The organism is Megasphaera sp. AM44-1BH, assembly GCF_003467125.1.
Taxonomy (GTDB): Bacteria; Bacillota; Negativicutes; order Veillonellales; family Megasphaeraceae; genus Megasphaera.
Genome location: NZ_QSFA01000032.1, coordinates 1 through 16184, shown reverse-complemented (window position 1 = coordinate 16184; position 16184 = coordinate 1). Strand labels below are relative to the sequence as shown.

The 16184-nt window shown below is 50.1% G+C and carries 11 protein-coding genes; 3 read left to right on the top strand and 8 right to left on the bottom strand.

What is annotated here, in order from left to right:
- Positions 1-64: 64 nt before the first annotated feature.
- Positions 65-682: a restriction endonuclease gene (locus tag DW949_RS12860; protein ID WP_118023596.1), complete on the top strand. Its 618-nt coding sequence runs from the start codon at positions 65-67 to the stop codon at positions 680-682.
- Between the two features lie 841 nt (positions 683-1523).
- Here the strand turns inward: DW949_RS12860 and DW949_RS12855 are convergent.
- Together DW949_RS12855 and DW949_RS12850 are read right to left on the bottom strand one after the other, a co-directional pair.
- Positions 1524-1940 (bottom strand): hypothetical protein, encoded by a 417-nt coding sequence (locus DW949_RS12855; RefSeq protein ID WP_118023595.1) that lies wholly within the window; start codon positions 1938-1940, stop codon positions 1524-1526.
- Position 1941: 1 nt separating this feature from the next.
- Positions 1942-2448 carry a type II toxin-antitoxin system antitoxin SocA domain-containing protein gene (locus DW949_RS12850; RefSeq protein ID WP_118023594.1) on the bottom strand — a complete coding sequence of 169 codons (507 nt, stop codon included), beginning with the start codon at positions 2446-2448 and terminating at the stop codon, positions 1942-1944.
- 565 nt (positions 2449-3013) lie between these two features.
- Here DW949_RS12850 and DW949_RS12845 point away from each other — a divergent pair.
- The gene (locus DW949_RS12845; protein WP_118023593.1) at positions 3014-4723 is read left to right on the top strand and encodes an NFACT family protein; all 1710 of its coding nucleotides are present in this window, start codon (positions 3014-3016) and stop codon (positions 4721-4723) included.
- A gap of 66 nt (positions 4724-4789) precedes the next feature.
- On the opposite strand, the gene DW949_RS12840 is transcribed toward DW949_RS12845, so the two are convergent.
- Positions 4790-6667 (bottom strand): ABC-F family ATP-binding cassette domain-containing protein, encoded by a 1878-nt coding sequence (locus DW949_RS12840; RefSeq protein WP_118023592.1) that lies wholly within the window; start codon positions 6665-6667, stop codon positions 4790-4792.
- Positions 6668-6891: 224 nt separating this feature from the next.
- Between DW949_RS12840 and putP the strand changes: the two genes are divergently transcribed.
- A complete protein-coding gene (gene putP / locus DW949_RS12835) occupies positions 6892-8397 on the top strand; it encodes a sodium/proline symporter PutP (protein ID WP_118023591.1) in 1506 nt (501 codons plus the stop codon).
- 258 nt (positions 8398-8655) lie between these two features.
- Here the strand turns inward: putP and DW949_RS12830 are convergent, their stop codons facing one another.
- The 5 genes from DW949_RS12830 to DW949_RS12805 all read right to left on the bottom strand — a co-directional run bounded on the left by DW949_RS12830 (position 8656) and on the right by DW949_RS12805 (position 16068).
- Positions 8656-10395 (bottom strand): dynamin family protein, encoded by a 1740-nt coding sequence (locus DW949_RS12830; protein WP_118023590.1) that lies wholly within the window; start codon positions 10393-10395, stop codon positions 8656-8658.
- A gap of 9 nt (positions 10396-10404) precedes the next feature.
- A complete protein-coding gene (locus DW949_RS12825; protein ID WP_118023589.1) occupies positions 10405-12387 on the bottom strand; it encodes a dynamin family protein in 1983 nt (660 codons plus the stop codon).
- Positions 12388-12390: 3 nt separating this feature from the next.
- Complete coding sequence (locus DW949_RS12820) at positions 12391-13005, bottom strand: hypothetical protein (RefSeq protein ID WP_147349065.1); 615 nt, start codon at positions 13003-13005, stop codon at positions 12391-12393.
- Between the two features lie 1101 nt (positions 13006-14106).
- Positions 14107-15060 (bottom strand): DUF1848 domain-containing protein, encoded by a 954-nt coding sequence (locus tag DW949_RS12810; protein ID WP_118023586.1) that lies wholly within the window; start codon positions 15058-15060, stop codon positions 14107-14109.
- 207 nt (positions 15061-15267) lie between these two features.
- Positions 15268-16068, bottom strand: a complete 801-nt coding sequence (locus DW949_RS12805) for an alginate biosynthesis protein AlgP (protein WP_118023585.1) — start codon at positions 16066-16068, stop codon at positions 15268-15270.
- Positions 16069-16184: the final 116 nt, after the last annotated feature.

The following is a 16184-nucleotide window of genomic DNA, read 5'->3' as shown; positions in this document are numbered from 1 at the left end:
ATGGAAAACCTCAGTTTGACTTGTCCTATTTATATGCTAGCACCAAAGAGCCTTAGATTGCTACATGAAGCGACCGAAGAAAAGCAGTTGGGAAGCAGGTCAAGAATATGAACGTTATATTGGCTATCTCTACGAAAACGATGGATTTCATGTTACCTATTTTGGAGCAAGCGAAGGATTGCATGATTTTGGTAGGGATTTGATTTGCAAAAAAAATGACTCTATTCATATAGTACAATGCAAACGTTGGTCTTCTAAAAAACAAATCCATGAGAAACATATAAATCAACTTTTTGGTACCACAGTAATGTATTATCTTTCGGAAATGTCAGTAACACATACCGTCGATGGATTTTATCAAGCTCTTAATGATAAGAAAATTATACCAGTATTTGCATCCACAACCGGTTATTCAGAAACAGCCTTACAATTCGCAAAATCATTAGGCGTAATATGCAAAATTAAACCAATGGGACCATACCCAGTAATAAAATGCAACATAAACCAATCAACACATGAACATATTTATCATCTCCCATTCGACCAACAATATGATCACTGCGTTATTTCTAAAGAACAAGGAGAATTTTATGCATTGACCGTTCAAGAAGCTGAGGACGCAGGATTTAGACGAGCTAAGCGATGGAAAGGGAATATACAGAAATACAATGCAAAAAATTAAACCCATATCACGACATACAGGCTTAGAAATGACTATAAAAATATCTCGTATAGCATTTGCCATTTGGGGACCCAGCAATGTTTCTTCACAGGTTGATCATTCTTATAGTACATCATATGCCGTTGTATGTTACTAGACACTGACTAATACTACTAAATGACAAATTTTTGACGACGATATTAGTGTGCCAATAATACAGCATTATAAGACCACTTCTCATATATTGATTATACAATCTCAATAATTCAGAAAAGAATAAAATGTCTCTTATTTTAAAAAATTCTATAGAAAAAAAAAACAGTAGCTCAAATCCTGCCAGCAACCATAATCCGCACGGCCTGTATGGCAGTTGCATCCATTACGTATTATCGGACTTATTCCCTTTTTCTGCCTTTATGGGTATAATTGAAGTAGAAGAAGATACATTGTCGGCGGAAGTGCCTGTTTCTTTTTTTTTAAGATTCGTGGCTCCGAGATACCAATGTATCTTCTTTTTAATTTTCTTTTGGTGGAGCTTCCGAACCAGACAGGGACCCGGCGGCAGATATGGCGATAGTGTCCATTACGCACTACATCTGACTTATTCCCTTTTTCTGCCTTTAAGAATATAATGGAAATAGAAGAAGTATCGGCTCTGATACGACTAGTTTGTGTAGGCGTATCGGTAGTAGATGTAGAAGAATCAAATTCTTCTCTATATTCACTCGATACTTCTTTTCTTATAAATCTGGCTAAATTTCTTTCCACTTACCTTTTCTATAGTTCCTTCATACTCAAATCGTTAATAAAAAATATCCCGCACGGCACAAGCCATACGGGATAAACCAGTAGCACCAAATAACTACGTATCATTGAGTGCTTCTACTTCCTCTTTAGGGAGATATACAGTCTTATTTTCGCTGATTTCATTATTGGATTGGTACTCATTGTAATGAGAAACAATATCTTTCGTAAGGACATCTGTAAGCTTTCCCCTGCTGTATTTTGACAGTTCATCATAGTCGTCAATCATGAAGCAGTTATCCATCTGTATATATCCATCTTTGGTTATCGCACTTTGCCCTTTACACCTGACAAGATGATTGGATTTAAAGGCAACCTTGTATTCCTTTCCTTGTAACGAGTCCAGTTGTCCGACCTCAATAAAACCTAATTCACTTTTTCGAATTACGACATAGGGGTGTTTTGTTTTTGATATAGTGCCAGGATCGTTATTGAACCGCATCCTTAACCACAAAATCTCTCCTATTTCTACCATTCTACGCTCCCAATCCATCCATTACCTGCAATATATCACTATATTGTTTCTTGTACTGTTCAGCGTATTTGGCAGTATCCATTTTGATTAACTTTAAATCTGTTCCATATTTATGCTTATCAACCCAGGATTCATCCTCATGGGACAACTGAATTAGTTCATCAAGAGATGCATTTTTAAAAATATCATAAAACACATTTAGAAATGACTGTGCCTGCTCCGTAATACAGATAGAATTTGAAAGTTTCTGCTTGTTGTGAAGCAAGAAACCATATCCCTTTTGAACTTCTTGAACAACACCTCCATTGTCATAAGCCAGCAAGTCGTCATCATACAACAACTCGCCATACTTCGCTAAATAAATATTTTGGGCCAGATGCAAAAATTTATTCAATCGTGCATTGCCATCATAGAACGTCCTATTATTCATATTCACTAAATTCTGTGTAAATACAGTATTATCCGTATCTTTCGACAAGAAGAATAACGCAATATCTCTTGCTTTCATAGCTATTCCCCTCCTTATAAAAAAGCCCCGGCGCGATTGCTACATATCTGACGTATTGGTACCTTCACATTCGCAAAATCCGGTGTATTCTCATTTTTATTATACAGTATAAAATACAAATGTCAAATACCAATAAAACAATGCTGCGTTTTTACCGGTCCCTCCGCCAGTTCGTGGAGCCAATCCGTAAACACTACTATTAACATAACACTTTAACTAGCACGAACCCAAACGGCCGCCGGGCCCCTAGCTGGTGACATTGCGGGAACGGCTCCGATCCGGTGCGGTCATCATGGACCGTGACGGATGGCGGGCGTGCCCGTTGCGTCCGGTGCGCTGTTTTGTCTGAGCAAAGCGAATTTCAGCGCGCCAGCAATGGGCACGTACGGCAAGGGCCGTGGAGCTTCCGAACCAGACAGGAGCCCGGCGGCCGACGGACCCTTATCCATCAGCTCCAATCCGGACGGGCAGCATCCTCAATCCAGCAGGTCCAGTTTATACTGGCAGGGCCTGATAGAACATGATAGAATAGAGAGAAACGAAAAGAAACGATAGGAGCATAACCATGAATCTAGACGGTATTACCCTGCATAGCATCACAAACGAACTCGTCTCCCTCCTGCAGGGAGGCGCCATTTCCAAAATATATCAACTCGACGCCCGGTCCCTGTACTTCCGCATATTCAATGATATGGGCATCCACCACCTGGTCATTACCCTCGACGACGCGCCGCGCCTCTATATTTCCCAGACCATGCCACCGACGCCGGACACCCCGACAGGACTATGCATGTTCCTGCGCAAATACTACGAAAACGGCCGCATCGCCTCCATCAGCCAGCTCCATCTGGACCGCCTCATCGATATCGATGTCGATGTTCTGGACGTGTCGGGCCGCCTCGTGACCCGCAAGATTCACGTCGAACTTATGGGCAAATACAGCAACGTCATCTTCACGGAAAACGGCATCATCATCGAAGCCCTCATCAAGACGGGAAAAGGCAAAAACGCCGTCCGCACCATTGCACCGAAAGAACCGTATGAATTCCCGCCCAATTTCCAGCGCATGGACCCCTTTGCCTTCACGCCGGCCGAACTCCGGGAAATGCTCGATATGGAAAGCAGCGAACCTTTGTACCAGTGGATGCTCAAACGCTTCAACGGCATGAGCACCATCGTCCTCGACGAACTGGCCTTCCGCACGGAAATCGAGAAGAATATGCCCGTATCGGACCTGACGGGGACGCAGAAAGACGCCTGGTGCAACGCTATTGTCTCCTTTGGAAATGAACTTCAGGGCGTACGCGGTGCCTACGTCTATACCGTCCGGGGCAAGGAAATCCTCTTCCCCATCGAACTCCGCAGCCTGGCCCAGTATCCACGCCGCCATTTCGACCTCATCGAAGAATACCTGAGCGACTATCAGGCGGCCCACCGCAGTCTGAGCGGGGAACAGGAACAGCTCCAGAAAAAAGTAGGCAAGCTCATCGAAAAACAGAAGCGGAAAATTAAGCGTATCGCCGCCGAAATGAAAGAAACATCCAAGATGGACACGTACAAACATTATGGCGACCTGCTTATGATCTATGCCTATGAAAAACATGACCACGAAAAATCCGTGACCGTCCCGGACCTCCTGACACCGGAACAGGCACCGGTCACGATTCCCCTCGATCCGGCCTATTCCATGACGGATAACGCCAACCGCTACTACAAGCGCTATACCAAGATGCGCAACCGCATCCAGAAATCGGGGGAACTGCACGAAGAAAACGCCCGCTATCTCAATTATCTCTATTCCCTGGAATATGCCTTGGAAAATGCCAGTACGAAATCGGAAATTACCGATATCAAAGTGGAAATGCGCCAGATGGGACTCATCAAATCTACGTCCAAAGACAAATTGCGCCGCGAATTTTCCCAGGATATCCTCACTGTCCGCGTAGACGGCCTCGATATCTGGATTGGCCGCAACAACCGGCAGAACGATTTCCTGACTCTAAAAAAAGCCCATCCCTATGACCTGTGGTTCCACGTAAAGAACCGCCCCGGCTCCCACGTTATCCTGGCCTGCCACCACGCAAAGCCGACAAATAAGCAGCTGACGGCAGCGGCAGAACTGGCTGCCTGGTACAGCAAGGCCCGTCAGGACAGCAAAGTCGAAGTAGACTCTACCCTCGTTCGCAACGTAAAGAAGCCGGCTCATGCCGTGCCGGGCTACGTCATATTCGAAGGGCAGACGACCTATAACGTCCAGCCGAAAAAATGGGAATAATACCCGTATATCCGTACCATGCAAAAAGGCGCTGTCCATGAGGCAGCGCCCTTTCTTTACGACTCTTTACGATTCTTTCAAATCTTCCAGTTCACACCAGCGTTCCGTCAGCTCATCGACCTTGGTCTTTGTCTCTTCCTGTTCCTTCAAGAGGCTTTCTACCGTTTCGTAATCGCTGCCGGCAGCGGCAATGGCAGCGTTGAGCCCTTTGAGCAGCCCTTCATAGCGGGGCAGGTCCTGGGTGATCTGCTCCAGTTCCTTCTCCTGCCGTGACGACAGGCCTTTCCGGGCCGTTGCCGGTTCCTGCGATGGTTCCTTGCTTTTTTCCTCTTCCTTGTCACGGGACGGCATTTCTTTTTTCGGCTCTTTCTGTTGGAGCATTTCCTCCAGATATTCGCTATAATCGCCGTAATAGCGGCTCCACGTGCCGTCTTTGAGGACGAACAGCTTGTCTGCTACGCGATCCAGGAAATAGCGGTCATGGGATACAACGAGGACGACGCCCTGATACGTATCGAGATACTGTTCCAGTACGGTCAGGGTGGGGATATCCAGATCATTCGTCGGTTCGTCCAGAAGGAGTACATTGGGCTGATCCATGAGCAGGCGCAACAGATAGAGCCGGCGCCGTTCACCGCCGCTGAGCTTATAGATATAGGTATACTGCATATCTTCCGTGAACAGGAATTGTTCCAGCAGGCGCGATGCCGAAATGTGGTCGCCAAACTGGTTGACTACGTAATGGCCGTGTTCCTGGACGTAATCGATGACCCGCTGGGATTCGTCGAATTCCGGGAGCTGTTGCGTAAAAAATCCGAAGCGGACGGTCTGACCGATGGTTATGGTTCCCGAAACGGGCGGCAGCTGGCCGGCAATGACCCGGAGCAGCGTTGATTTGCCGACGCCGTTTTCCCCGATGATGCCGATACGGTCGTGCTTTACGACGTGATAGGTCACATGGGAAAAGAGGGGCGTCTTTCCCGGATAGGCAAAGGCTACGTCATCCATATCAATGATGGTCTTGCCAAGCCGGACCGATGTATCGAAGATTTCCACATTATCTACAGGCTTGCCGCTTTCCATGGCGCACAAGGCTTCATAGCGGTCGCGCCGTGCCTTCTGCTTAGTCGAACGGGCCTGGGCGCCGCGGCGGATCCAGGCCGTTTCCCGGCGGATCAGATTGCGCCGTTTGGCTGCTTCCGCTTCTTCCCGTTCCAGCCGGGCCTGACGCTGTTCGAGATACGCTGCGTAATTTCCACTATACGTATAGACCTTTCCCCGGTCCAGTTCCAGCATGTCCCCGGCGACGCGGTCGAGGAAATACCGGTCGTGAGTGCTCAGAATCAGGGCAGACTTGCTGTCGTGGAGATACTCTTCCAGCCAGCATATGGTACGGTCGTCGAGGTGGTTCGTCGGTTCATCCATGATGAGCAGATCACAAGGCAGGATCAGCGCCCGTGCCAGCCCCAGCCGTTTCCGCTGGCCGCCGGACAAGGTATCGACGGACTGGGACAAATCGGCAATCCCCAACTTCTGGAGCACCACTTTGGCATGCTGCTCCAGTTCCCAGGCCTGCTTTTCATCCATTTCCCCGGTCAGCTTCAGCACGGCTTCATCATCGTCTGCTTCGACAGCGGCTTCATAGCGGCGCAAGACATCCATGACCGGCAAATCACCATCGAGGACACTTTCGAGAACACTGCGTCCAGGATCGAACTGCGGTTCCTGGGGAAGATAATGGATACGGGCCTTGGGATTGCGCCAGATTTCCCCTTTATCAGCCTCGGCCATGCCGGCGATGATTTTGAGCAGCGTCGTCTTGCCTGCCCCGTTCAGACCGATGAGGCCCAGCTTCTGCCCGCCATCGACAGCAAAGGTCACATCATCAAACAACACACGCGTGCCATACGATTTGGCCACGCCTTCTACAGTTAATATATTCATCATCAGTCATCCTTTTGTTTCAGTTTCTCCTCCATTATATAGGGCTGGAAAAGAAAAAGCCAGACTTCTTCAAACATCAAACTGTCTTTTCTATCTCTTCCCACTCGCCACTACCTACTACCCACCATCCTTTCCCTTCCTGAAAAGTATTGCCATATGTTGACAAATACGATAAAATAGAATAATCTATTGTGTTGTATTTTTTTACAAAGGAGTTTTCATTCATGTTTCAGACAAATATTGTCGTTTTGAGCGCCTTTGCCCTCTATCTCCTGGCCATGCTGTCTATTGGTGTCTATTACTCCCGGTCCCAGCAGCGCCTCAGTGACTATATTCTGGGCGGACGCAGTCTTGGGCCGTGGATTACTTCTATGAGTGCCGAAGCTTCGGATATGAGTGGCTGGATGCTCATGGGCCTGCCCGGTTTTGCCTATGCCATCGGCATTTCTGCCTTCTGGACCGCCTTTGGCCTCTGTCTGGGGACCTTCCTCAACTGGCACTTCGTATCACGCAGATTGCGTAATTATACAGAAGTCGCCAATAACAGCCTCACTATGCCGGACTATCTGAAAAACCGGTTCCATGACGAACAGAATATCATCCGCCTCATTTCGGCCATCTTCATCCTCATCTTCTTCCTGATTTATACGTCATCGGGATTTGTCGCCGGTGGCAAGCTCTTTCAGACGGTCTTCGGCATGGATTACTTCCATGCCCTGCTCCTCGGTGCCGGTGTCGTTGTCATCTATACCTTCCTCGGCGGCTTCATGGCCGTCTGCTGGACCGATTTCATCCAGGGATGCATGATGTTCCTGGCCATCGTCCTGGTCCCCATTGTAGGCGTCGTCTCCTACGGCGGCCTCAGCCCCGTACTGGAACGGGTCGCTACCGATTCGCCGCAGCTGCTCCAGCTCGTACCGGACACCAGCATGACCGGCATCATCGCTATCATCTCAGCCATTGGCTGGGGCGTCGGCTACTTCGGCCAGCCCCACATCCTGGTACGCTTCATGGCCATCGGCGATCCCATGGAACTGAAAAAAGCCAAACACATCGCCATGACCTGGGTCATCATTTCCCTGGCAGCGGCCGTATTCGTCGGCCTCGTCGGTAAAGTCGTGCTCCAGACGCCCCTTTCGGGAGCCGATTCGGAAAAAGTCTTCCTCATCATGAGTGAAGAACTCTTCCCGCCTTTCCTGTCCGGCCTCATCTGGTCTGCCGTATTAGCTGCTATCATGAGCACGGCATCGTCCCAGCTCCTGGTTACAGCATCGGCCATTTCCAAGGATATTTACCATACCTTCGTTAATACGAAAGCCAGCGACAGGGAACTGATCTACGTCAGCCGCTTCACCGTCCTCATCGTAGCAGCCGTGGCCATCTATCTGGCTCTCGATCCCAATAACTACATCCTGACCATGGTAGCCTACGCCTGGGCCGGATTCGGGGCAGCCTTTGGTCCCTGCATCCTCCTGTCGCTATTCTGGAAACGGATGACCAAAAACGGGGCTCTGGCCGGCATCGTCGTCGGCGGCCTTACGGTCCTCATCTGGAAGCAGTTCGCCTGGTTCGGCCTCTACGAAATCGTACCGGGCTTTATCTTCTCTCTCCTGGCCATCTATCTGGTCAGCAAATGGGATGCGCCGCCCAGCGCCGAAATCCAGGCAGAATTCGACCGGGCTGTCAGCCTGAAGCAGAAAATCACTGTACTAAAAAATGAAGACGAATAGATAGCAAAAGGGACTGTCGCATGAAGACAGTCCCTTTTTTTGTGGTCATCGGATTCAGATAATCGAATTCAGATGATGTAAAGCCCCTTCAGACGTCTACGGCGCCAGCTTCCCCTCACGGGGACGCCATATTACACTGTACTTCGAACCGACTGAATTCATAACTGGTTCGTCGGACAGGTATTTTTGCCGTCCCCGTGAGGGCCCTTTTTGGCCCAGCAGGTATCGACCAAAGGGAGATGCAGGCTGGCAGCTGATTTAAGCCTGTACGCGTATGACAGCCTCGTTCTGGCGGGTGATTTCCTGCAGCTTCTGTACCAGCTGCTGCAGGTCCTCTACGCTCCGTCCGGCGAAATTCTTTTCTACGAAATCCTTTTTGGCCTCAGTCTGGGTCGCTTCACAGAGTTGCTGCAGATAGGTCTTCAGAGCTGGCAGCAATGTCGCCGCCGTCTTTTCCCGTACCAGTCCCAGCACATCCTGTACCTGCTGGCGCTGTTGTGTCTTTACTTTTTTGCTCTTGGCATAGCCCGTGACCAGACCGACGGCAGCCCCGGCCAGGAGGACCGGCGGCATAATGGTACTCACGGCCGCTCCCAGTGTGACGTGGGCCGCAGCCGGCGCGACGACGGCCGAGTAAATGGACAGGGCACCCCCGGCAGCTCCGGCAGCCAGAACAGAATTTTTCACCGATTCCAGTCCCGTATTTTCTACAGCCCCATGAGGGAGCTGCACCATTTCCAGGCGGTTCTTTTCCTGTTCCTGCTCATACATGTGGGATAGTTCCGCATCAATGCCGGAAAGCCGGCCCTGCCAGTCTGTCCGGATGGTCGCAGACAACTGCTGCAGATGGTCTTCGATTTCCCCGCGGATGGCATCCTGGGACAGGACTTTCTGCAACAGCCGCTGGAACTCTTCCTGGGACGAACTGCTGAAGGCATTGCCGGCACTGATCTGACTATACAGCGTACGTTCAGCCCGGCTCAGGAAATGGCGTTGCAGCCATTCCCGGGTATCGCTGAGGACATTTTCGGACAGCATCCGTCCGTTATACTGAATCTGTTCATCCAGTTCCATATACGTCCGCAGCTTCCGTTCAATCTGCTCCAGCGTCTGGCGGTGCAGAAGGTTCATCTTGTCTTCCAGTACCCGTGCCGACGCCAGGATACTGTCCATCTGGACATCGCCGGCATGGCGTTCGATGTGTTCGTCCAGATACGTATAGAGCGCCGTGAACCCCGATTCGTCCCGGAGCTGCTGGTCGGCCTGCATAACACCCTCATAGGCTTTCTGCGCCGACAGGGGGAAAATCTCTTCCAGATAAATCCCCATGGAATCGTCGAGATAATCGACCAGGTCCTGAGGATCGCCGTCTACCTGATCGATGCGGTTGATGACGGCGACAATGGGCTTGCCCATCTGTGCCACCTGGCGCACCCGGTCGTTGACATCGCTCTGGCCGAGATAATTGCCATTGAACACCCAGAGAACCACATCGACAGACTGGAAATAATCGGTCGTGCGCGATTCATTAGCCGTCGTAATCGTTTCCAGCCCCGGCGTATCGATGAGGCAGATATGGCGCAGACCCTGGAGATTTCTCCCTATTTCCACATCCTGACAGCGGCTGAAGAACGCCTGATCGCCATGGTGTGCTTCCAGCAGCTCATAGATTTCTGCCACCATGCCTTCCTGCGTCGTTCCATCAGAAAAGTGCAGTACGGCTTTTTCTTCCGGCGAATAGGAAATCTTCATGATGCATGCCGTCGTTTCCGTCGCGTTCGTCGGTGAAATCTCCCCGCCGGCAAAGGCATTGATCAGCGTCGATTTCCCGGCTTTGACTTCTCCGATGACAGCGGCATGGAGGGGTTGCTCCAATTTGGCCCGCAGTACCTGCAGGTCGTTATACAGTGGATAGAGACCAGGGAAAGCGGCATCACCAAATAAGGGCGACCGCTCAGCCCGTGCCAGCAGTCCGTCTATATAGGCTGTAACGTCCATAACTACCTCCTAATGGGAAAAAATAATATCCTTCACATGAAGCGGCGTGACCGGCATATGGCCCAGTCCGTCCAGCGTCTGAAGATGACCAACGATGGCCTGCGTCTGGCCGGACGGCCCATAGAGTTCGGTATACGTCGATTCCCGCAGAGACGAAATGGCCTCTCCGGCTTTCTGTATATATTCCTTATACTCTTCTTCCAGCTTTGTATTGACATCGCACATCTGGTCGGTGAACCGCCTTTCTACCTTGCTGGCCATACTGGAACCAAAGGTACGGGACAGGAATTTCGCCACGCTCTTACCAAAATCCGTAGCTGCCAGCCCGGCAAAAATAAGCCCTACGGGACCGAGGAGCGCCGCCGCCCCGAAGGCCAGTGCCCCGCCCAGAGCCAGCTGGGCCTCACCTTGTCCGCTCAGATCATCGGACAGATTGGCATTGCCGATGACGCCCCTCTGGGACAGGGAAACGGTCATATCGTCGTCCGAAAGAAACGGGAATTCCCGGAAGGGAGCCGCCTTCAGATGACGGCGGTACATATCCATGAGCTGGCGGCTGTGTGTCTCTACCATCTCATGGAGCCGCCGTTCCAACGATTCGGGACAGATGATTTCTTCCAGGATGAACTCATTGCGGGTATCTGCATCCATATCCCAGAGCTGGTCTTCCACGTAGCCCGTTTCCCGCTGGACGCGCTTGGCTTCTGTTTCTTTGAACGTCTCCAAATCCTGTTTCAGCCGTTCCAGGAGCTCCGACGAGTCCTTATCCCAGGCGGCGATTTTTTCCTCCCGCTGCTTCCCGACACCGGCCAGGAGACGGGATGCCTCCCCGGCCTCGTGGCGGATATGATCCAGGAGATCCCGGCAGCCCCGGATTTTGCTCCGGATCTGGATATCCAGGGCATCGGCAAAAAGCGTGCGGTTCAAAAGACGCAAAAGGGCTGGCAGATTACTCTGCTCCAGCAGGGCTTCCGCTTCCCGGCGCTCTGTTTCACTGATTCCGTCCTGATGGAGCATATCTTCAGCCTGCCGTGCCTCTTTGGCCGAAATGGGGACGATTTCCGTAAACATATCCCCGTAGAACCGACGCGCTTCGGCCAGCACCTCATCAGGATTCTGGCCGCTCTGGCGGACGATGTCCATGCGGTTCACGACAGCAATGATGTTATCGGGATGCTTTTCGTATTTCTGGCAGAGACGGCGCAATTCCGTATGATCGCCGGCACTGGCAATCTTATCGCCCGGCAGGATCCAGATGACCCCGTCAGCCTTGGAAAAATATTCCTCCGCACTGGCAACGACCATATCATCCAGCTCCTGCCGGAGGCCCGGCGTATCGACGAGACGGTAATGGCGCAGGATATCACTGTGGCCCGCCGGCCAGGACGCTTCGATGACCGGCGACTGGTAGAGCTTGTATTTGCGCAACTCCCGTTGCTTTTCTTCCAGTACCTCTAAAGCTACCTTTTTCTTCTTGAACTCCCGCAGCTCCTGACGGATGGCCCGTTCCGAATCCTTCCGCTTCTGCTCTTCCTTTTCAATGAACGCCCGGGCCTCATCCCCGGTCATCCTCTTCTGGGACCCGTCCTTGAACGTCAGCGTACACGACGGATCGGATTCATCATGGAACACATCGATTTTCCACGTCTTCGGCAGTGAATCCTCTGCTGCCGCCTTCTGCCCCAGCAGGGCATTGATCAGCGTCGATTTCCCGTTCTTGCCGCTTCCCATGACGAAGAGCATGAAATCCTGGTCCAGCCGTTCCGCCAGCTGACGGATAGCCGTACACGTTTCCTCTATGACCTGGATATAATCGTGAAGGCGCACGGTCCCGGTCCCACAAGATGCATGGATGGCTTCCAGTTCCGTTGTGATTTCGTCGAGATGAGCCAGCATCTGACGCTGGACGTGCTGACGGATGCGCTGATTGTACCCGTCTTCCACATCATCGTAGAGCGACTGCACCGCGGCGAGTGTTTCGTCTGAAATCATCACTTATCCCCCTATGAGGCCTTTCAGCGTATACCCGGCCAGAGCTGCCAGAACGAGAAAATTGATAGCGGCCAGCACCTTGATTGTCGTAAGACCGGACGAAATAGAGGCGTGCCGGTCTTCCAGCGATTTCATCAGCTCCTGATGATCCGACTGGATCTGCTTTCCCATAGAAAGAGTCTGCTGCATTTCCAGCTTCAGACCTTGCAGAATCTGGTCGAGTTCTGCTTTTTGCTGAGACAGAGCATGGTCTGTCGATTGCTGAAGGGCCTTGATTTCTTCTATGCGCCTCTTATCGGACTGCTGGAGCCACGTAGAAACGACGTCGTTGCGATGGGAAATCTCCTTCAGCAGCTCCAACTGCTGCTCCTGCCAGGAACTGATAAAATCAGCAAAACGCTGCATATTATCCAAAGCATGCTGGGACACGTCCGCATACATCGTCTCCGCTTTTTCTATATCCTTCACCAGCTTGGGCGAATCCTTCTTCAGCGCCTGCAGCGACTCATTCAGCTCCTTCACCGAAGCCAGAGCCGAATCGCGCACCACCGACTCCGTTACCTCCTTGGTCACCGCTGAGATGACCTTCGTAAACTCCTGTTCCAACTCTTTTGACACGGTTATCACCTTTCCTAACCCCGGCACGCAGCGGCCGGGTAATGTATACCCATATTATACATCAGATTGCTGTAGGGATGAAGTCTGTATGTACGATTACTTGGAGAAAACTCCATCCAAATTTGTTCCAATATCAGGAACCATATAGCATTTTCAATCGCCATTCTGCTTAACAACCGGCAATGACTCTAGTACAAGTATCATATCATTCCTATTAGCCTTTCTTGGTTCTACTGGTATGTACTGCTAATACAAATCCAGCATTTCCAATTCAGATATTACAATAAACTGAATGATATCATGTGATGTACGGTATAATTTATTCAAACCACTGGCCAGAATGTAACAAACATGCTGTTCATCAATAGAGTTCCGTTTCTTCCATTGGAGTGTTACTAATTTCCTGTCATACCAAAACCAGCATTCATCATCGTATGGAAACTCTAGCTTGTTATTTACTTCCTGATAGAAACGGCTTATGTTTCCCATATGGTCCATAATAACAGAAATACGGCTATTATTTACTAGTGATGATAAGCACATCCTAATAGATTCATATTCTGATTCTTATGAATCTAAATTTACATTATACCGATACATGTATTGCCAATTATCATGGGAACATAAGACAAAAGGATACACTCTGGCCTGATGCATTACAAGTAGCATCTGTATATACTTTAAATTGCTATACCGGCTCTTGTAAATTTTGCACGGGTCTGGCAAACATACGAAAGTAGATTCCTTCTTGATGAACCCGCAAACAGTGTAAATCTGATCGTAAAACCCGGAATCTTCTGCGCCCCCGGTGGCCTCCTCTATCCCCTTTGTGGAGATAATGGGCTGCATTTTTATTTTTCTCCCCGTTTGTATCTCTCCCTTCACCTCAATTCATCTTCCCTTCAAGTATATATAAAAACAATACCGTATACCTGGCAAAAAACAGAGAAATTAAAGTAAAGGAAAAGCATTGTCCCCCACCTACATTCATTGCATCTGTATTTACGAAGCAGTAAGAATATTAATCAGCACAATACTGTTGATTTTTGCTTTTAGAAAAACTCCCCTCAGAAACGATGATCCTGAAGGGAGTATGTATTCTTATTCATTAAACAAACTAGTTTCTTCGAATGAAGTGTCTGGTACTTTCTGATGCAGGGTTTCTCTTCTCGTAATCATGGCATCGGGTGGGATCTGCCCGGTCAAAAGAGGCGCCGCATCATCATGGGTATCCCAGCGCGCCCGCACCTGCCTGGCATTGCTGTTGGCATAGCAATAGCAGCACAGGTGGCGGCACGTATTGTACTGGCCCATATCGACACTTTGTATGCAGCCGCAGGCTCCGCGCTGGTTCGTATCTTTGGGGATGGCAAGGAATTTCCCTGTCACCTGCTCGATACGCCGCCTGTCGATACAGGCTCCGTGGGAAATCCCCAGGTCCTGCAGGTCTATCTCTTCAGCACAAGTCTGCAAGGTAAGGCCGCAGGCCCGGCAGGTACTGGCCATGGCAGCTGACAATTCCCGCATTTCCGGCACTGTCAGTTCCCGGATAGATAGCCGCCGTGTATTTTGTTCCGTGTTTTTATACATATCCATAAAACTGATGACACAGCAGTCCGTATAGTGAGCCAGCCGGGACGCCATGGTGCGGAATTGCCGTATATGCCAGTCCAGCGTATACGCCGGCGTCAGGAGGATGGGATCATAGCGCCAGACGACACGGTGCCGGCCCAAGTAACGGGACAATTCCTGGAACGTGCGGATTATCTCCTCTTTGGGAGGCAGGAACGGCTCGGCATCTCTGCCGTAGGGCGTGACGGTGAACTGGAAATAACAAGGCAATCTCTTCAGTTCCTCTATATACGTCATCATAGGTGCCGCGTTCTTGGTCCAGAAGACGAAGCAGTCTACCTCTCCGGGTAAGAGGGAAACGCGGCTGATCTGCTTTGCATTAAAGGGATTGGGCACGAGGACGAATCCTTCGCGGAGGCGGCGGAAGAACCACGTACTATAAAATGCCGGTATATCGGTCCGGCGGCTGGCACTAATGATCATACCCGAATCATTCCCTTCTTTGCCTGACAACCCGCCAGTTTAACCAGAGCACGCTTTCACAGGAAACTAATTCATTAAGGGAGCTGAAATAAGCGTCCCGGTCATTTCGATTCATAATGTCTCCTTTCAGGTACAGAAAAGGCGCTGCCTGGAGACAGCGTCTTTTCAAGTGTGAAGTGGCATGTTTGAAACATCAGACGCCAAACATCACCCTTTATAATTTTCCGGATAGATGGTGATATCGTAGTGGTTCTTATCCCATTCGTGCGTAATCTGATGTTTGTATGGCGCCAATGCATCGATGAGGACTTCATAGGCTTTGCTCCCCTGGTAGATACCTTCATCGGAAATATCGACTTTATAGCCATTTTCATGGGAATAGATGCCACCGGCATGATAGCCACTTTCAGCACCGCCAGTGATGACGAAGGAAATGCCAGCCTGATGGGCTTCTGTATTCAGTCGATCCAGGAAGGCAATGGTCGAACTCTGGAAATGAGCCGTATCGGTCGTCCAGTTGCTGTCCCACGGTGTATCCATGCCTTCGGTGCTGCTCCACTTACGCAGGTTGCTCTTGCCAAAATCACGGCGGTACGCATAGGCATCGGCAATCGCCGCATCATAGGAATCATGTTGATACTGGTATTGGTACTGGTCTTCATATTTCTGGCGGTTCCAGGCCGAGACCGGCGTAGCCATGTGCTGCGATCCGGCATAGTGATACTTGACCGTATCCGGCGTAATCGTCCCGGGATTGTCAATATTGGCAAAGGCTGATGCCGGAATCAGGGCATGAACGCGTGCCTTGAGCCGGTCACCAATCTTGTCGGATTCGTTATGATTGGTTGCTGTTTTCGCTTTTCCCCTGGCTTCGTCCAGCTGCTGGGCCTGTGCCAAAGCGGCAACGGCCGGAGATACCGTTTCTGATTCTCTTACCTGTGCTGCCGATGCAGTGACAGCCCCCATAAAACAGCAAAAAAACAGGATTGCGACGATAGTCTTCTTCATTGAATTCCCCCTTAAAATGCTGAAAGTATGTGTATGACATCGGGTTACTTTTTTACGAATAACGTTTTAATTATACCATACTTAAGGGAATTTGAAAAATCGGGAATATTTAGTTT